The organism is Pseudomonas oligotrophica (assembly GCF_021726475.1).
In the GTDB taxonomy this organism is placed as follows: Bacteria; Pseudomonadota; Gammaproteobacteria; order Pseudomonadales; family Pseudomonadaceae; genus Stutzerimonas; species Stutzerimonas oligotrophica.
The window spans coordinates 287,212-304,410 of the sequence record NZ_JAKJRU010000001.1; the positions used below are offsets into that span (position 1 = coordinate 287,212).

The 17,199-nt window shown below is 68.4% G+C and carries 17 protein-coding genes; 8 read left to right on the top strand and 9 right to left on the bottom strand.

From position 1 onward, the window contains the following. Nucleotides 1-22: 22 nt before the first annotated feature. Together L3N39_RS01365 and L3N39_RS01370 are read right to left on the bottom strand one after the other, a co-directional pair. On the bottom strand, nt 23-490 hold the full coding sequence (locus tag L3N39_RS01365) for a response regulator (protein WP_237255421.1): 468 nt from the start codon (nt 488-490) through the stop codon (nt 23-25). 12 nt (nt 491-502) lie between these two features. Then, nucleotides 503-2,758 carry an ATP-binding protein gene (locus L3N39_RS01370; RefSeq protein WP_237255422.1) on the bottom strand — a complete coding sequence of 752 codons (2,256 nt, stop codon included), beginning with the start codon at nt 2,756-2,758 and terminating at the stop codon, nt 503-505. A 215-nt stretch (nt 2,759-2,973) separates the two neighbouring features. On the opposite strand from L3N39_RS01370, the gene L3N39_RS01375 reads away from it, so the two are divergent. Together L3N39_RS01375 and L3N39_RS01380 are read left to right on the top strand one after the other, a co-directional pair. After that, nucleotides 2,974-3,381 (top strand): SMI1/KNR4 family protein, encoded by a 408-nt coding sequence (locus tag L3N39_RS01375; RefSeq protein WP_237255423.1) that lies wholly within the window; start codon nt 2,974-2,976, stop codon nt 3,379-3,381. 13 nt (nt 3,382-3,394) lie between these two features. Next, entirely contained in the window at nt 3,395-3,775 is a 381-nt protein-coding gene (locus L3N39_RS01380) for a DUF3301 domain-containing protein (RefSeq protein WP_237255424.1), read from the top strand. On the opposite strand, the gene L3N39_RS01385 is transcribed toward L3N39_RS01380, so the two are convergent. Then, nucleotides 3,772-4,746, bottom strand: coding sequence for a CobW family GTP-binding protein (locus L3N39_RS01385; RefSeq protein WP_237255425.1), 975 nt, complete (start codon nt 4,744-4,746; stop codon nt 3,772-3,774). The two genes, L3N39_RS01380 and L3N39_RS01385, sit on opposite strands and share 4 nt — an antisense overlap. A gap of 127 nt (nt 4,747-4,873) precedes the next feature. On the opposite strand from L3N39_RS01385, the gene L3N39_RS01390 reads away from it, so the two are divergent. Continuing rightward, nucleotides 4,874-5,224, top strand: a complete 351-nt coding sequence (locus L3N39_RS01390; protein WP_237255426.1) for an NADH:ubiquinone oxidoreductase — start codon at nt 4,874-4,876, stop codon at nt 5,222-5,224. A gap of 30 nt (nt 5,225-5,254) precedes the next feature. Here the strand turns inward: L3N39_RS01390 and L3N39_RS01395 are convergent, their stop codons facing one another. Then, a complete protein-coding gene (locus L3N39_RS01395; RefSeq protein ID WP_237255427.1) occupies nt 5,255-5,773 on the bottom strand; it encodes a DUF3617 domain-containing protein in 519 nt (172 codons plus the stop codon). 128 nt (nt 5,774-5,901) lie between these two features. On the opposite strand from L3N39_RS01395, the gene L3N39_RS01400 reads away from it, so the two are divergent. The 4 genes from L3N39_RS01400 (at nt 5,902) to L3N39_RS01415 (ending at nt 11,174) form a co-directional block, all read left to right on the top strand. Then, nucleotides 5,902-6,417, top strand: a complete 516-nt coding sequence (locus L3N39_RS01400; RefSeq protein WP_237255428.1) for a sigma-70 family RNA polymerase sigma factor — start codon at nt 5,902-5,904, stop codon at nt 6,415-6,417. Then, a complete protein-coding gene (locus L3N39_RS01405) occupies nt 6,414-7,352 on the top strand; it encodes a FecR domain-containing protein (RefSeq protein WP_237255429.1) in 939 nt (312 codons plus the stop codon). Before L3N39_RS01400 ends, L3N39_RS01405 begins: the two co-directional genes overlap by 4 nt. A gap of 99 nt (nt 7,353-7,451) precedes the next feature. Then, entirely contained in the window at nt 7,452-9,917 is a 2,466-nt protein-coding gene (locus tag L3N39_RS01410) for a TonB-dependent siderophore receptor (RefSeq protein WP_237255430.1), read from the top strand. 69 nt (nt 9,918-9,986) lie between these two features. Then, on the top strand, nt 9,987-11,174 hold the full coding sequence (locus L3N39_RS01415; protein WP_237255431.1) for a PepSY-associated TM helix domain-containing protein: 1,188 nt from the start codon (nt 9,987-9,989) through the stop codon (nt 11,172-11,174). Between the two features lie 64 nt (nt 11,175-11,238). Here L3N39_RS01415 and L3N39_RS01420 read toward each other — a convergent pair whose 3' ends face one another. From L3N39_RS01420 to L3N39_RS01430, 3 genes are all read right to left on the bottom strand, one after another. Continuing rightward, the gene (locus tag L3N39_RS01420; RefSeq protein ID WP_237255432.1) at nt 11,239-11,640 is read right to left on the bottom strand and encodes a DUF1850 domain-containing protein; all 402 of its coding nucleotides are present in this window, start codon (nt 11,638-11,640) and stop codon (nt 11,239-11,241) included. Continuing rightward, nucleotides 11,637-13,670, bottom strand: coding sequence for a TRAP transporter permease (locus L3N39_RS01425; protein WP_237255433.1), 2,034 nt, complete (start codon nt 13,668-13,670; stop codon nt 11,637-11,639). The genes L3N39_RS01420 and L3N39_RS01425 overlap by 4 nt, the downstream gene beginning before the upstream one ends. Nucleotides 13,671-13,834: 164 nt before the next feature. After that, a complete protein-coding gene (locus L3N39_RS01430; protein ID WP_237255434.1) occupies nt 13,835-14,788 on the bottom strand; it encodes a TAXI family TRAP transporter solute-binding subunit in 954 nt (317 codons plus the stop codon). 549 nt (nt 14,789-15,337) lie between these two features. Here L3N39_RS01430 and L3N39_RS01435 point away from each other — a divergent pair. Then, entirely contained in the window at nt 15,338-15,580 is a 243-nt protein-coding gene (locus L3N39_RS01435) for a hypothetical protein (protein ID WP_237255435.1), read from the top strand. A 292-nt stretch (nt 15,581-15,872) separates the two neighbouring features. On the opposite strand, the gene phnP is transcribed toward L3N39_RS01435, so the two are convergent. Continuing rightward, complete coding sequence (gene phnP, locus L3N39_RS01440; RefSeq protein ID WP_237255436.1) at nt 15,873-16,622, bottom strand: phosphonate metabolism protein PhnP; 750 nt, start codon at nt 16,620-16,622, stop codon at nt 15,873-15,875. After that, nucleotides 16,613-17,167, bottom strand: a complete 555-nt coding sequence (gene phnN, locus L3N39_RS01445; RefSeq protein ID WP_237255437.1) for a phosphonate metabolism protein/1,5-bisphosphokinase (PRPP-forming) PhnN — start codon at nt 17,165-17,167, stop codon at nt 16,613-16,615. The genes phnP and phnN overlap by 10 nt, the downstream gene beginning before the upstream one ends. Between the last annotated feature and the right edge of the window lie 32 nt (nt 17,168-17,199).

The following is a 17,199-nucleotide window of genomic DNA, read 5'->3' on the forward strand; positions in this document are numbered from 1 at the left end:
CACGCTGTTGGTTGGGTTGGGCTCAGTCGAAATCCGGGCCGTTGCGCTTGTAGCGCGTGGAGCCGGGCGGCGGCTCGTTGAGTACAGCCCAGAAAATCCCCAGTTCGGAGATGGCGGCGACGAAATCCTTGAATTCGACCGGTTTGACCACGTAGGCGTTCACGCCCAGTTCGTAGGCACGGGCCAGGTCCGGCTCTTCGCGCGAGGAGGTCAGCATCACCACCGGGATGCTGCGCAGCGAGTCCGAGGCGCGCACGGTCTGCAGCACCTCCAGGCCATCGACCTTGGGCAGCTTCAGGTCCAGCAGCAGCACCGCCGGATTGCCCTCGGTGCGCCCGGCATGCTTGCCAGTGCGCTGCAGGTAGTCCAGGGCCTCGGCGCCGTCGCGCATGACGACCACCTCGTTGGCCAGCTGGCTGCGCTCCAGGGCGATCAGGGTCAGCTCGAGATCGTGGGGATTGTCTTCGATCAGCAGAATGGGTTTGAGCATGGCGTCTATTCGTCAGGCGTTGGGGGAGTAGTCGAGCTTGGGTAGGGCGAAATAGAAGGTCGCGCCGCGATCGGGTTCGCCCTCGGCCCAGACGCGGCCGTCGTGGCGTTCGACGATGCGCCGCACGCTGGCCAGGCCGATGCCGGTGCCTTCGAACTCTTCCATGCGGTGCAGGCGCTGGAACACGCCGAACAGCTTGTTGGCGTACTGCATGTTGAAGCCCACGCCGTTGTCGCGTACGTGGACCACCACCTCGCCGGCGCGTTCCTCGGCGCCGACTTCGATCAGCGCACGCGCGCGGGTGCGGCTGTACTTCACAGCGTTGGCGATCAGGTTGCGCAGCGCCATGTGGATGAAGGCCGCGTCGGCGACCACCACCGGCATCGGCGCGATCTGCCAGTCGATCTCGCGTTGCTGGATGTCCGGGGCCATTTCGCGGCGGATGGCTTCCACCAGCGCGCCGAGGTTGACGTCCGACAGGCGCAGCGCCGAGCGGCCCATCTGCGAGAAGCTCAGCAGGTCGTCCACCAGGGTGCCGGCGAAGCGCGCCGATTCGGCGATGTTGTCGAGGAAGCGCACGCCGCGCTCGCTGAGCTTGCCGCCTTCCAGCTCGCCGAGCAGCTCGGCGTAGCCGGCGATGTGCCGCAGCGGTGCGCGCAGGTCATGGGACACGCTGTAGGAGAAGGCTTCCAGCTCCTTGTTGCTCTTGCGCAGCTCGCCGGCCAGCTGGGCCAGCTCCTCGGCCTTGCGCAGCACGATGCCGAGCACCGCGTTGCGCAGCTCCAGCGCGCCCTCGAGCTCCACCGCATCCCAGGGCTCGGCGAAGCCGCGCAGGATTTCCTGCCAGCGGGCGAAGCTGTGTCGCGGCGACAGCGCGCCGGTGGCGGCGTCGATGCGCTTCTCCGGCTGCCCGGCCCAGTCGATGGCCATCACCTGCTCGCGGCGGAACCACACCAGGTAGTGCGCGTGCAGGCGGGAGATGGCGATGGCCAGCAGGCCGGCGCTGTGCTCGGCCAGCGCCGGCAGCTGCGGCAGGTCGCGGCCGAGGTTGTCGCTGTGGAACATCACCTGCTCGCTGTTTTCCGCCAGCCATTGCGCCAGTTCCTGCAGTTGCTCGGTCGGCGGCGCCTCGCCGAAGGCTTCGCAGCTCGTCCCGGCGATCACCGCGGCGCCATGCGCGCGGGTGAACTCGAGCACCACGTCGGGCACGCTGCGCAGACCGTCGATCACGCTGTCGCAGTCGGCCATGGCCGCCAGCAGCTGGACCACCTGGCGGCGCAGCTCGAGCTTGCGCTGCGCCAGGCTGGCGGTTTCCTTGGCCTCGATCTGCAGGGCGAGGATGCGGCCGAGCAGCTCGCAGGCGGTGCGCGTCTGGTAGCTGACCTGGCGCGGTTGGGTGTTGTGGCAGGAAATCAGCCCCCACAGCTGCCCGCCGATGATGATGGAGATCGACATCGAGGCCAGCGTGCCCATGTTGCGCATGTACTGCAGGTGCACCGGCGAGACGCTGCGCAGTGCGGCGAAGCTCAGGTCCAGCGGGGCGCCGGTCTCCGGGTTCAGCGCCGGCACCAGGCGCGCCGGCTGGTAGTTGGCGTCCTGGATCACGCGGATCAGGTTGCTGCAGTACAGCCGGCGCGCCTGCGGCGGGATGTCCGCGGCGGGGAAGCGCAGGCCCAGGTAGCTGGGATAGCCGGCATCGGCCTGCTCGGCCAGCACCAGGCCGTTGCCCTCGGCATCGAAGCGGTAGATCTTCACCCGGCCGAAACCGCAGATGCGCTTGACCTCGCGCACCGCCAGCGCACAGATGTCGTCCAGCTCGCGGGTGCTCTCCAGCTCGGCGACGAAGGTGCGCATCAGCGGGTAGAGGTTGTCGTAGGCGTCGCTGGCGCTGCTGGCGCAGACGAACTCGACGATCAGCCGCCCGGCGTAGCGGTGCGCCATCAGGGCGAAGCGCTGCAGGCCCGCGCCGGGGACTTCGAAATCGAAATCGCGCAGATGGAAGGGGTTGTTGTCGCCGGCGCTCAGTGCCTGCAGCCGCGTTGCCAGTTGCAGCTCCGGCAGCAACTCGTCGAGGCGCCGGCCCAGCAGATGCTCGGCCGGGCGGCCGAGCCAGCGTTCGACGTTCTCGCTGGCCTGCAGGATGCAGAGCTGCGGCTCGCCGAGCACCAGCAGGAAGCCGTGGGACTGGATGCTGCCGGGAATCTCGATCGGCTCGTCGGCGCACTGGGCGATGGCCTGGGCGAGGTCCGGGGCTGGGCTGGTGGCCATGGGGTCTCCTGTCGGCCGGCGGGCGCCTCGCCGCCTCGGCGTTCCGGCCGCGGGTGCCGCGGCCGGGCTGAAAAGACGGTCACTTTAACCCGATGAGACTGGCTGGCCAATCGAAGGCGGCGTATAAACGGGCGCCTGGACAGGCGGTCGCCACGGCGCGGCCTGCCGGCGTGTATGGACGAACTATCGAATCACCCGAGGCGAGCGAGGCGCACGTGGAAGAAGTCATCGAACAGCTGCGAGAACTGAACGAGCCGGTGCCGGTACCGCTGGAGCTGCCCGACGACGACCTGCTGGTGGAGATCGAGGAACAGCTGCTGATCAACCTGCCGTTCGGCCTGCGCGAGTTCCTGCTGCAGGTCAGCGATGTGGTCTATGGCCGGCTGGAGCCGGTCACCGCCTGCGATCCGCAGTCGCACACCTTCCTCCCGGAGGTCGCCGCCAACGCCTGGGACGCCGGCGTGCCGCGCGACCTGGTGCCGCTGTGCCAGGACGGCCTGGACTACTACGTGGTCGACCTGGACGGCGAGGTGACGCTGTGGAGCGGCGCCACTGGCGAGCTCACCGAGCAGACCTGGGAAAGCGTCTGGCACTGGGCGCGCGACGTCTGGCTGCAGAGCTGAACGGGGCAACGGCATGCTGAGCCTGGGCAATCTCGCGCTGTTCCTGCTGCTGGCGGCGGGCGGCGCCTGGCTGTGGCATTCCCACGGTATCCGCGAGCGGGCGCTGGCGGCGGTGCGCCGGCATTGCGAGCGCGAGGATGTCGAGCTGCTCGACGGCAACGTCGCCTTCCGCCGCCTGGCCATCGTCCGCGACGCCCGCGGTCAGCGCCGGCTGGCGCGGCTGTACGGCTTCGAATTCACCGTCACCGGCGAACAGCGCCACCAGGGCTCGGTGACCATGTACGGTGCCAAGGTCGGGCGTATCGAGCTGCAGGCCCATCCGGTGCGCCAGCCGGAGGCCCGCCAGCCGGGCCGGGTGATCCAGCTCGACGAATGGCGCCGGCGTAACGACTAGCGCGCGTCGTCCAGCCGGCAGGCCGCCAGCTCTTCGCGCAGACGGGTTTCGTCCTGCGCCGCGGCGAAGATCAGTTCCAGCCGCGAATCCTTGCGCCATTCGCTGGCGCGCCAGTCCAGGGCCGCGCCCGGCAGCGCGTTGGCCGACACCCAGCCCTGCGCGCCATGCACCACCAGCTTGGCGCGCCGCCAGGGCCAGCCTTGCAGCCAGTGCTGCAGGCGCGCCAGGTCGAAGCGCTGCGACGGGTGCCAGCGCCAGCCGATGCTCCAGCCCTGCGCGTCGGCATGGCTGGCGCACAGTGGCTGCGCCGGATCGAGCCAGAGCTGGCCGGGCGCGGGTGCCGCCGCCGGTGGCAGCGCCGCCTCGGCCAGCGAGCCCTGCTGGTTGGCGCCCGGCAGCAGCGCCAGCGGCAGGTGCCCCTGGCAGGTCCAGTACAGCGGGCGGCCGGCGAATACCGTCGCCAGCGCGGCGCGGGCCGGGGCACCGAGGCTTTCGCTCTTGTTCAGCACCAGCAGCCCGGCTTCGGCCAGGGCGGCCTGCTGGCTGTCCGGCAGCGGCGAACCGGCGGCCAGCGCCGCCGCATCGAGCACCATCACCGGTGGCTGCACGCTGAGCACCGCCTGCCAGGGCGGCTCGCGCAGCTGGCGCAGCAGCGTGCCGGGATGGCCCAGGCCGGACGGTTCGATGAACAGGCGCTGCGGCCGCGCGCGGCGCAACAGGCGGCCGAGGCCGACCTGGAAGGGCAGGCCGTTGACGCAGCACAGGCAGCCGCCGGCGACCTCGTGCAGGGTCGCACCATCGCCGCCGCTGCCTTCGAGCAGCGCGGCGTCGAGGCCGATCTGGCCGAACTCGTTGATCAGCACGGCCCAGCGCTCGTGCGCCGGGCGTTGCGCCAGCAGGTCGCGCAGCAGGCTGGTCTTGCCGGCGCCCAGCGGGCCGGCGATCAGGTGGGTGGGGATCTGTTCGAGCATCGCGCCATGGTGCCCGCTCGGCCGCTGCGGCGAAAGGCTTTGTGCGCCCGCCGCCAGCTCGCGGCAACGCGGCTCGACAAGCGCCGACGCAGGACCTAGAGTCGCGCCGTCCTGCGGGGAGTCGATGATGCGTGCGCTGCTGCTGTCCTTGTTGTTCATGAGCGGTATGGCCCTGGCCGATGCCTGCGTCGTCACCAGCCGTGCCGGCGAGGTGGCGGTGCAGGTCTGCCAGCAGAACCGCAGCATTCCCCGCGAGCTGTTTCGCAGCGGCTTCTGCAAGCCGGAGCTGGCCGGCCAGGACGTCGAGGTGGAGTATCTCGCCAGCTGCCCGCAGGGGGCCTTCGGCATCTGCCGCAACGCCCAGGCCTCGAACCTCGATTACCGCCAGGACGTGCACTACTACGGCGTCGCCGGCGATGCGCGCTTCCTCCAGCCGGCCTGCGAGGCGCAAGACGGCGCGCACTGGGAAAAGCCCTAGGTTTCACGTGGAACCCCGCCGGCAGCCGGGCTAGCGTGCCGGCCGCAGGCTGCCGCAGTCCTCGCCGAGCCAGCGCGCGCGGGATTCGAGCTGCGTGTTGCGCGGCATGCCCTCGGCGCGCTGCTCGGTCTCCAGGCGGGTGACGAACTCGCGTTCGCTGACGAAGCGCGTCTCGCCCTGGCCGCGGGCGTCGGGGCATTCGAAGCTGAAGGTCCAGCGCGTGTCGCTGCGTTCGGTGATCCGCTGGGTGCAGGCCGGGTCGTCGCTGAACGGCAGCTTCTCGGCGGCCACCTGCGCCTGGCTCAGGCAGATACGCATGCCCTGGCCACCCAGCTGCATGCCCTGCTGGGCGAGCATGCCCTCCATCATCTGCCGCTGCTCCGGCGGCAGGTTCTGTAGCTGCTCGAGCATCGCCTGCATGCCGGGCATCTGCTGGCCATCGACCTGCAGGTCCTGGCTGGTGAATTCCCACAACCCGGGCAGGATCGGTGCCGCCTGGGCGGCGGCGGTGAACAGCAGGGCACTGGCCAGGCAGAGTGAAGCACGCATCGTCGGCTCTCCATGGAAGGGATCCGTGCAGCCTAGCCGAGCGCCACCCGGCGCGCCGAGGATCCGACCCATGGCTTTCCATTGTTGAGAAGCGTTAGCATTCGCGCCACAGCATTCGGGGAAGGCACATGGCAAGCGAAGGTATCCTCCGCCAGCAGGCGCTGCATCGGCTCTATGCCGAGAACAGCGGCTGGCTGAACGGCTGGCTGCGGCGCCAGCTCGGTTGCAGCCAGCGAGCGGCCGACCTGGCGCAGGACACCTTCGTCCGGGTCCTGGCCAAGGAGTCGGACCCGAACGGCATCCGCGAGCCGCGCGCCTACCTGCACACCATCGCCAAGGGCCTGCTGCTCAACCACTGGCGGCGCCGACAGCTGGAGCAGGCCTACCTCGAGGCCCTGGCGCTGCAACCCGAGCCGCTGGCACCGTCGCCCGAGACCCAGGCGCTGGTGGTCGAAACCCTGCTGCAGGTCGAGGCCATGCTCGCGCGGCTGCCGGAGCGGGTGCGCCGGGCCTTCCTGCTGTCGCAGCTGCAGGGCCTGACCTACGCGGCGATCGCCGCCGAGCTGGGGGTCTCCGAGCGCATGGTGAAGAAGTACATGGCCCAGGCGATGCTGCATTGCCTCCAGCTGGCGGATGACGCATGAGCGGCGAGCGCCAGGTCCTCGAGCAGGCCGCGCACTGGTTCGCCGTGCTGCAGGACGAAGCCGCGGGCGAGGCCGAACGGCGCGCCTGGCAACGCTGGGTCAGCGAGCCGGCCCATGCGCAGGCCTGGGCGCGGGTCGAAGCCATCAGCGGACGGGTGCTGGCGCTGGCCGTCGACCCGGCCAGCCGCCGTGCCGGACGGTTGTTGCAGCAGCCCGATCGCGGCCGCCGCCAGGCGCTCAAGCTGCTCTCGCTGGCCGCCTGCGGTGGCCTGCTGGGCCTTGCCGGCACGCGCGCGCCCTGGCCGCAGTGGCTCGCCGGGCAGAGCACGGCGGTCGGCGAGGTGCGCGAACTGGCGCTGGCCGATGGCTCGCGGCTGTGGCTCAACACCCGCAGTGCAGCGGATATCGCGTTCGATGCGCGCGTGCGCATGGTGCGCCTGCACCAGGGCGAGGCGCTGCTGGAGACCGCCGGCGACCCGCGGCCCTTTGTCTTGCGCAGCCCGGCCGGCCTGGTCAGTGCCGGCCAGCCGGCCCGGTTCGCGCTGACCCTGGCCGGCGCACGCAGCCAGCTCAATGTCTATGCCGGCGAGGTGCGCCTGCAGGCCGGGCGCGGGATGCAGCAGCGCCTGGCCGCCGGCCAGGGCCTTGCCTTCGACGCCACCGGCATCGGCGCGCTACGCGCCGCGGACAGCGGCCGCCAGGCCTGGAGCCGCGGCGTACTGCTGGCCGACGACCTGCCGCTGGCGCGCTTCGTCGCCGAACTGGCCCGCTATCGCCGCGGCCACCTGGGCTGCGACCCGCGAGTCGCCGGGCTGCGCGTGGTCGGCGCCTTCCCGCTGGACGATCCCGAGCGCGTCCTCGATGCGCTGGCGGCCACCCTGCCGGTCCGCATCGAGCGCCGGTTGCCGTGGTGGGTGGAGATCCGGCCGGCCTGAGACTGGATGAAAAATATTCGCAAACGCGGTTCCCTTTTATCGGCGCGACGGGGCAACAGCTGCACACACCCAGTCACCTACCCGCCGAGGGTCCGTCGCATGCAGTCATCCACACCGTCCCGTCGTTATCCGCAACCGCTGGCCCGTGCCATCCGTGCCGCGTTGTTGTGCCTGCCGCTGGCCGGCAGTCCGCTCGTCGTCCTGGCCGCGCAAACGCCGCAGCACTATGCGATTCCCGCCGGCAGCCTGTCGGCAGCGCTGAGTCGCTTTGCCGGCGAGGCGGGCGTGCTGCTGTCGGTGGACGGCAGCCTGTTGCAGGGCCGCCAGTCGGCCGGGCTCGAGGGGCGCTACGGGGTCGACGAAGGCTTCGCCCGGTTGCTGGCCGGCAGCGGCCTGCAGGCAGTGCGCGACAGCCAGGGCAGCTATTCGCTGGTCCGCCGCGCCAGCGAAACCGGCGCGGTCGAGCTGCAATCGATGACGGTGCAGGGCTTCGCCCTGGGCAACGCGCTGGGCGAGATGGACGGCTACAGCGCCACCCACAGCAGCGTGGCGACCAAGACCAGCATGCCGCTGGTGGAAACCTCGCAAACCGTCTCGGTGGTCACCCGCCAGCAGATCGAGGACCAGGGTTCGCGCTCCATCGCCCAGGCGGTGCGCTACACGCCGGGCCTGATGAGCACGCCCTATGGCGCCACCACCCGCTACGACTATGTCGCCATGCGCGGCATCACCGATGGATCGGTGGACAACCTCTACCTCGACGGGCAGAAGCTGCTCGGTGACAGCGGCACCTACAGCAGCCTGCAGGTCGATCCGTACTTCATCGAGCGCATCGACATCCTCAAGGGCCCATCCTCGGTGCTCTATGGCCGCAGCCTGCCGGGTGGCCTGGTGGCGATGACCAGCAAGAAGCCGCAGAAGGAAGCCAGCCGCCAGCTGCAGTTCGCCTACGGCAGCCACGACTACAAGCAGGCTGCGTTCGACTTCACCGGCCCGCTGGACGACGAGCGCATCGCCTATCGCCTCGCGGGCGTGGCCAAGGATGCCGACAACCAGGTCGATGGCATCGAGGAGCAGCGCTATGCGGTGATGCCCTCGGTGAGCATCGACTTCACCGAGGACACCCGCCTGACCCTGCTGGCGATGCTGCAGCGCGATCCGGAAAGTGGCTACCACGGCGGCCTGCCGGCCGATGGCACGGTGACCTCGCACAATGGCCAGCGCATCTCGCGCAGCTTCTTCGAGGGCGACGAGGACTACGAGAAGTTCGAGCGCGACCAGCAGATGATCGGCTATCAGCTGGAGCATCGCTTCAACGACGTGGTTTCGGCGCGGCAGAATTTCCAGTACCTCGACTCGACCGTGGACTCCGGCCAGGTCTACCAGTACGGCTACGCGACGGCCGACGAGCTGGTGCGCTACTACACCGGGGCCGACGAGGCGCTGCACGCCTGGACCATCGACAACCAGCTGCAGTTTCTCTTCGATACCGGCGCGCTCAGCCACACCCTGGTGACCGGCCTCGACTATCAGCGGCGCAAGGCCAAGGTCGCCTACGACGCCGGCTACGGCCTGGCGCCGATCAACCCCTACAGCGGCGCAGTCGGCGTCGGCAGCCCGCTGTTCTACCACCAGTACGACGAGACCCGCGAGCTGGAGCAGACCGGCTTCTATGTGCAGGACCTGATCAGCCTCGACAACTGGCGCTTCTCGCTGGGCATGCGTCAGGACTGGGTGGATGTGTCGTTCGACCATACCGAGGACGCGAGCTACGGCGAGCAGGCCGATAACGCCAAGCTCGAGCAGTTCACCGGTCGCGTCGGCGTGCTCTATGCCTTCGACAACGGCCTGTCGCCCTACGCCAGCTACTCCGAGTCGTTCAACCCCAACGCCACCGCGGCGTACAACGCCAACGGCAGCGGCGGCTTCGACATCACGCTGCTCGATCCCACCGAAGGCGAGCAGGTCGAGGTGGGCCTGAAGTACCAGCCGCTGGGCACCGATGATCTGTACACCCTCTCCTGGTTCGACCTGAAGCAGTCCAACCTGGCGAACAAGGATTCCAACGAGAACTTCTACCGCGCAGTGGGTGAGCTCACCTCGAAGGGCGTGGAAGTCGAAGCGCGCCTGCGGCCCATCGAGCAGGTCAACCTGATCGCCAGCTACACCTACATGGATGTCGAGTATTCCAAGGACTTCACCGGCGCCGCCGGGGTCAACAACCGCGGCAACACCCCGAATGCGGTGGCGCGCAACATGGCTTCGCTGTGGACCGACTACACCTTCGATCAGGGGCCGCTGGCCGGTCTTCAGGTGGGCGGTGGGGCGCGCTACTTCGGCAAGAGCTGGGCGGACGCGGAGAACACCCTGCGCATCCCGTCCTACACCTTGTATGACGCGATGCTCGGCTACGACCTGTCGCGCGTGGGGCTGCAGGGGGTTGGCGTGCGCCTGAACCTGAACAACCTCACCGACGAAAAATACGTCGCTGCGTGCAACAGCCTGAGCCAGTGCTATTACGGCGAGTCGCGCAATGTCATGGCTACCGTGACCTACGACTTCTGATAACGCTGAGCCGCCGCCGGTCCCCAAAGGCCGGCGGCTTTGTGCTTTCTGAAAGGCGGACAACCGACGATGCGTTCGATTCTTGTGCTCCTGCACCGCTATATCGGCCTGGCCACGGCGATCTTCCTGTTTCTCGCCGGCATTACCGGCAGCATCCTGGCCTTCCATCACGAGCTGGATGAATGGCTCAACCCGGAGTTCTACCACACCACCAGTGAGGGCCCGGTGCTGGCGCCGGGGACGCTGGTGGAGCGCGTCGAGCAGGCCAACCCGCGCATGCAGGTCTGGTACATGGAGTTTCCCAGCGAACCCGGCCACGCCGCGCTGATGGCGCTGGTGCCGCGCGACGATCCGGCGACCGGCAAGCCCTATGACGAACGACCCGTGGTGCATTACCTCGATGCGGTGACTGGCGAGCCGGTGGGTACGCGCTATTGGGGCGAGTGCTGCTTCTCGCGCAAGAACTTCGTGCCCTTCATTCTCGAGTTCCATTACAACCTGTCGCTGCCGGGCAACTGGGGGCTGTGGTTGATGGGCATCGTGGCAATCGCCTGGGTAATCGATTGCCTGGTCTCGCTGCTGCTGACCTTTCCCCGTGGCCGGCCGTTCTTCGGCAAGTGGTGGACGTCCTGGAAGATCAAGCGCCAGCGCATGAATCACGACGTACACCGCGCAGGCGGCCTGTGGCTGTGGCTGCTGCTCACGCCAGTGGCGGTCAGCAGCGTGGCGATGAACCTGCCGGAGCAGGTGTTCAAGCCGGTGGTTTCACTGTTCTCGCCCGTGGAGCCGAGCGTCTACGAGGCCCGCGGGCGGATGCCGGCCGAGCAGTTGGGCACTACCGCCTACGACTTCCACCAGGCGTACGACTACGCCATGCAGCACGCCGCCGAGCTCGGCCTGAGCGAAGCGATCACCGAGCTGTACTACAGCTTCGAGTACAACTTCTATGGCGCCGGTTTCGGCGAGCACGACAGCAATCAGGGCAATGCCTGGCTGTTCTTCCACGGCACCGACGGGCGTCTGCTCGGCCAGGAGATTCCTGGCCAGGGCACGCTGGGGCAGCAGTTCCACCTGCTGCAACCGGCGATCCACGGCGGGCGCATTCTCGGCTTGCCGGGTCGCATCCTGATCGCCGTGCTGGGCGTGGCGATCGCGGTGCTGTCGGTGACCGGCGGGGTGATCTGGTGGCGCAAGCGGTCGGCGCGGCGGCAGATGGCGCTGCGCCGTGGGGCCGAAGGGGAGGCGGCGGCCAGCTAGCCTGGCGCACGGCCCGGGATGCAAGTGCCTGCCGATCCGGCGGGCGAGGATGCCCGCCGGTGGATCAGGACGCTCCGGGCGCGGCGAGTTCGCAGCCCCAGAGTTCCAGCGCGGGCCGGTCCGCTTGTGGCGGGCCGAGCCATTCGCTCATCGCGTGGCAACGCTGGTCGAAACACAGTTGGTAGTCGCCTGCCTCGGGGGTTCGCCCCAGGCGCAGGCGTGGCAACGGCGGCAGCTGGCGCTGGTAGTGCCAGGCGCCGTCGCGCAGTTCGGCGCCGTCGGGGATTTCCATCCCGGCGCCCGAACCCCTGACCCGCGCCTCGCCGAGCAGCAGCCCGTCCGGCGTGACGCGGTAGTCCTCTTCCCAGCGGATCTTCTCGATGGTGTGGTTCCACGCCAGGGTGAAGTCCGGCGTGGGCACTTGCGCCCACACCGCACCTGCCAGGCCGAGGCAGAGACCGATCATGCCAGTACCGGGCCGGCGCGGCGGGCGCGCACCACATGTTGCGCCAGCAGCAGGATGCCGATGCCGAAGCCGATCTCGTCGGTGATCGGCAGCGCCATGATCAGCGTGGCTCCGGCGGCGAAGCCGAGCAGCCGCTCCCACCAGGCCAGCGGCCGTTGCAGGTAGCCGATCGAGGCGATGCCCCAGAGGCCGATGGCGAAGGTGGCCTTGACGATCATGTACAGCGTCATCCCCAGGCTGTCGCCCTGCAGCATCAGCGAGGGGTTATAGACCGCCATGAAGGGCACGACGAAGCCGGCAATGGCGATGCGCACCGCCCAGAAGCTGATCTTCAGCCCGCGCTCCTTGGCGATCGGCGCCGCGGCGAAGCAGGCCAGCGCGACCGGCGGGGTGAGGTCGGCGAGGATGCCGAAGTAGAAGACGAACATGTGCGAGACGATCAGCGGCACGCCGAGGTCCAGCAGCGCCGGTGCGGCGATCGAGCTGGTGATGATGTAGTTGGGAATGGTCGGGATGCCCATGCCCAGCACCAGGCAGGTCAGCATGGTCAGGATCAGCGAGAGGAACAGGTTGTTCTCGCCGACCGCCAGGATGTAGCCGGCGAAGGTCGAGGCGACGCCGGTCAGCGACACCACGCCGATGATCACGCCGACCAGGGTACAGGCGATACCCACCGGCACCGCGTGGCGCGCGCCTTCGACCAGTGCATGCAGGCAGATCACCAGGGTGTCGCGGCCGCCCTTGATGAACCAGCAGGCCACCACCAGCGCCGCGATGACGGCGAAGATCACCCCGATGCCGAGCTGGAAGAAGCCGGCGCAGAGTACGCCCAGGGCGATCCAGAACGCCATGCGCAGGGCGAACGAGGACACCTTGAGGATGATCGCCGAGCCGAGGATGACGATGGCCGTCAGCGACAGGCCGATCATCCCCGAGAACAGCGGCGTGCGGCCGGAGAACAGCAGGTAGACCAGCACTAGCAGCGGGATCAGCAGGAACCAGCGCTCCTTCACCGCCGCCCAGGCGCTCGGGCACTCGCTCTTGGGCAGGCCCTTGAGGTCGGCGCGCTTGGCTTCCAGGTGGACCATCCAGAACACCGAGCCGAAATACAGCAGGGCGGGGATCAGCGCCGCCTTGGCGACTTCGAAGAACGGCACGTTGATGGTCTCGGCCATGATGAAGGCCACCGCGCCCATCACCGGCGGCATCATCTGGCTGCCCATCGAGGAGGTCGCCTCGACGCCGCCGGCGAAGGCCGGGCGGTAGCCGAAGCGCTTCATCAGCGGGATGGTGAACTGCCCGGTGGTCACCACGTTGGCCACGCCGGAACCGGTGATGGTGCCCATCAGCGCCGAGGACACCACCGACACCTTCGCCGGGCCGCCGAGCTTGTGGCCGAACAGGCCCATGGCGAAGTCGGTGAACAGCTTGATCATGCCGGCCTGCTCGAGGAAGGCACCGAACAGGATGAACAGGAAGATGTAGGTGGCCGAGACGTAGGTCGGCGTGCCGTAGAGACCCTCGGTGCCGTAGGCCAGCTGGTTGACCAGCTGGTCGATGTCATAGCCGCGGTGCGCCAGGTCGCCGGGCAGGTACTGGCCGAACAGGCCATAGGCCAGGAACAGTGCGCAGATGATCGGCAGTGCGATACCCATGACCCGGCGCGCGGCCTCGAACACCAGCACGATCAGGGCGATGCCGACGTAGAAATCCAGCGTCGTCAGGTCGCCGGAACGCTGGATCAGCTCGCCCTCGAAATACCACTGGTACAACGCGGTGCCCATGCCGGCCAACGCCAGGACCCAGGCCAGCGGCTGCCAGGGCTTGCCGTTGCCGCGCGCCGGGAAGCTGAGGAATACCAGCATCAGCAGGAAGCCGACGTGGCCCGCACGCAACACCTGGCTGGATACCGGATGGAACGCGGCCATGACGATCTGGTAGATGGAGAACAGCAGCGCGACATAGAACAGCGTCTTCGGCCAATCGGCCGTGCTGCCCGCCAAACCTTGTTCTTGTTGTAACTCGCTCATGAAGTGCCTCGAGCTGTAAAGCGTGGTGGCCTAGAGCCGCTAACAAAACCTGCCGTGCAGGCACGCTGGTTTTACTAGCGCCTCTTCAAGTCGGATCGATCGAGTCGCGGGCGCCCGTCCGGGCACCCGCGCAAGGGGCGGCGATAGCGCCGCCCGGGCCGGGATCAAAGTGCCCCGGCTTCCTTGTAGAAACGCTCGGCGCCCGGATGCAGCGGGATCGGCAGATCCTTGGCCGCGGCTTCCAGCTTGATGTCCTTGGCCGCCGAATGCGCCTTGCCCAGCTGCTCGAGGTTGTCGAACAGCAGCTTGGTCATCTGGTAGGCGACGTCGTCGGAGACACCCTCGTGGGTCACCAGGATGTTGGTAATGGCCACGGTCGGTACGTCCGCCTGCTGGCCGTCATAGGTGCCCGCCGGGATCTTCGCGGCCTGGTAGGCCGGGTTGTTGATCTTGGCGACCACATCCTCGGGGATTTCCACGTAGTTCAGCGGCATGGTCGAGGCCAGGTCGCGGATCGCGGCCATGCCCAGGCCCGCGGACTGCAGGGTGGCATCCAGCTGGCGGTTCTTGATCAGCTCGACCGACTCGGCGAACGGCAGGTACTCGACCTTGCCCATGTCCTCGTAGCTCAGGCCGGCGGCCTTGAGGATGGCGCGGGCGTTGAGCTCGGTGCCGGATTTCGGCGCGCCGACGGAGATCGACTTGCCCTTCAGATCCGCCAGGGTCTTGATGCCCGATTCCTGGCTGGCGACGATCTGGATGTAGTTCGGGTAGGCCCCGCCGATGGCGCGCAGCTTCTTCAGCGGTGCCTTGAAGCCGGCGTCCTCCACGCCGTTCCAGCCGTCGGCGACCGAGTCACCGAGGGCGAAGCCCAGCTCGCCACGGCCGGCCTGCAGGAGGTTGAGGTTCTCGACGGATGCCTTGGTCGCCTGGACGGAGGTCTTCGAGCCGTCGATGCCCTTGCTGTACAGCTGGGAGATCGCCACCCCGATCGGGTAATACACGCCGCTGGTGCCGCCGGTGAGGATGTTGATGAAGGTCGGCGCAGCCACCGCTGCGGTGCTGGCGGTGAAGGCCGCTGCAGCAGCGAGCAGGCCGAGTTTCTTGGTCAGTCTCATGGTGTTTCTCCGTTTCGTTGTTATTGGTTTTCGCAGAACTGACGATAGCCGATCAGTCACAGCCGATAGCTGTGGCGGACAAGAACAGGCGGAGACACACGGAGGGCTTTCGCAGGCGAAAGCAGGAGGTGCGCTGTGCGGCTTTTCTTGTCGTTGATCGCATCGGGCAAGGAAAGAGGGGCAGGAACTGTGCCATTCGCACGCAAAGGCTCTAGAAAGCCACTTTTGTTGGGCCACTGGCTGGATTTCGGCAGAAATCCGCTTACAGGGAAGACCCGGTAAGCGGTTTCTTGCCTATGTGGTGCGGCGTAGCCGTAGCGTGTGCTTGGCGCAGCATAAGGGTGGTGGCCGGTGCGCTGTACGCACCCCGCGCAGCCGATGCGCATGGTGCAGCCAATACCGTAGGGTGCGTCCTGCGCACCCTTGCGTAGGTTCCGATGCGCACGGCGCACCTTAGGCAGTTGATGCGGGCGCGGTGGCCGCCGGGCGGTGCTTGCGCCGGCGGGCTGTCCCGCTAAAGTGGGCCCGTCCTGTGCCTCGAGGCCCGTCATGCGCATCCTGCCGCTGTTCGTTCTGCTCTGCTGCATGCAGCCGGCGCTCGCCGGCCCGGCGCCGTATTACCAGTGGCAGAGCAAGCTCGATGGCACCGTGATCTGCCGCCAGACTTCGCCGGGCGATGGCTGGCAGCGCCTCGACGAGCGCGCCTATCGCGACCTCCATTGCACCCTGCCGGCAGCGCGCATCGAGCGGCCGGGCAGCGTGCCGGGATTCCGTCCGCAGCCGGGGCGCTAGCCGACGCCAGCCCGGAATCCGCTCCATGCTTCATGGCCGTAGGGTGGAAAACCGCGAAGCGTTTTCCACGCGTCGGAGGCCCTGCCCGACGTTTCGCCATGCAACGGACCCATGGTGGATAAGCTTCGCGTTATCCACCCTACGCTCCCATCGCCATCGCCATCGCCATCGCCATCGCCATCGGGTCTCGGCATCGTAGGGTGGAAAGCCGCGCAGCGTTTTCCACGCGTTGCGAGCAGGCGGCTCGGTGTTTATCCCGCCTCTGGACGATGGAAACGCCTATCGCGAAGCGCTACAGCTTCATCCCGTCCTGCGCCAGGCGCACGTTGCCCGGCAAGTCCCGGATCGCCTGCATGAACCAGGCATCCAGCTCATGGCCGATATGGGTCAGCACGGCTTGCGCCGGTTGCAGCGCCTCGACGGTTTGCAGCGCGCGGCTCAGGTCGTTGTGGTTGCGCGGTGGCATGTCGCGCGGCGGTGTCGAGCAGTCCAGCACCAGCACGTCCAGCGCGATGTCCTGCAGAAACTCCCGCGTACGGTCCGGCAGGCCGAGGGTATCGGTGAGATAGGCGATGCGCCGGCCGTCGCCTTCGAGCAGGTAGCCGAAGGTGGGTTTCGAATGCACCAGCGGCAGCGCGGTGACCGTCAGCGCGCCGAGCGGGCGGCGTTCGAAGGCGGCGAAGGGTTCGCTGAAATCGAGGATGCCGGGGTGCTTGTAGAGATCGGCGAAACCCTCGGGATCGTCCGGGCCGTGCACCGGGATGCGCAGCCCCAGGCCCCAGCGCAGGTGCAGCAGGCCCTGGCAGTGATCGGCGTGGTAGTGCGTCTGCAGGATGCCGGCGAGGCTGCCCGGGGTGAAGCGTTCGGCCAGGTCGGTCAGGCCGCTGTCCAGCAGCCAGCGCTGGCCATCGCATTCCACCAGCGCCGAGCAGGGGCCGCGGCGATAGGCCGGTTCGCGCCGCGCGCGCGTGCAGGCCGGGCAGGCGCAGTTGTACACGGGCACCTGTGAGGCGCCACCGGTGCCGAGCAGGGTCAGCTGCATCGCACGTGCTCGTCGAGCAGCGCCAGCAGCCGCGCGACGCTCTCGTCCAGCGGCGTCGAGTTGTCCAGGCGGATGTAGTCGTCCAGCTCGCCGGCGAACAGTGCATTGCGCGCCAGCCGCGCCTCGATCTGCTCGGGGCTTTCCCGTCCGCGCGCCAGCAGGCGCTCGCGCAGCACGTCCTGCTCGACGCTCAGCAGCACCGCCAGCAGGTCCGGGTAGCGCCGGCGCGCCTCGGGCAGATAGCCGCGCGAACCGTTGACCAGCACGTGCTCGCCGGCCGCCAGCCAGGCGTCGATCTCGGCAGGAATGCCGTAGGCCAGTTCGTTGGCGCGCCAGGCGAGGGCGAAGGCCTGCCCGGCCTCCAGGCGTTCGAACTCCTCGGCGCTCACCGAGTGCGCGGCTTCGCCGACCGCCTCGGCCGAACGGGTGATGACCCGCCGGGCGATGCGCACGCCGCGCTCGGCGAGGGCTGCGCGAGCGGCCTCGAGCAGGCTGTCCTTGCCGGCGCCGGAAGGGCCGGTCAGGTAGATCAGGCGGCCTTGCATCAGATCACCTCCATCAGCGGAAAAACGCGAAC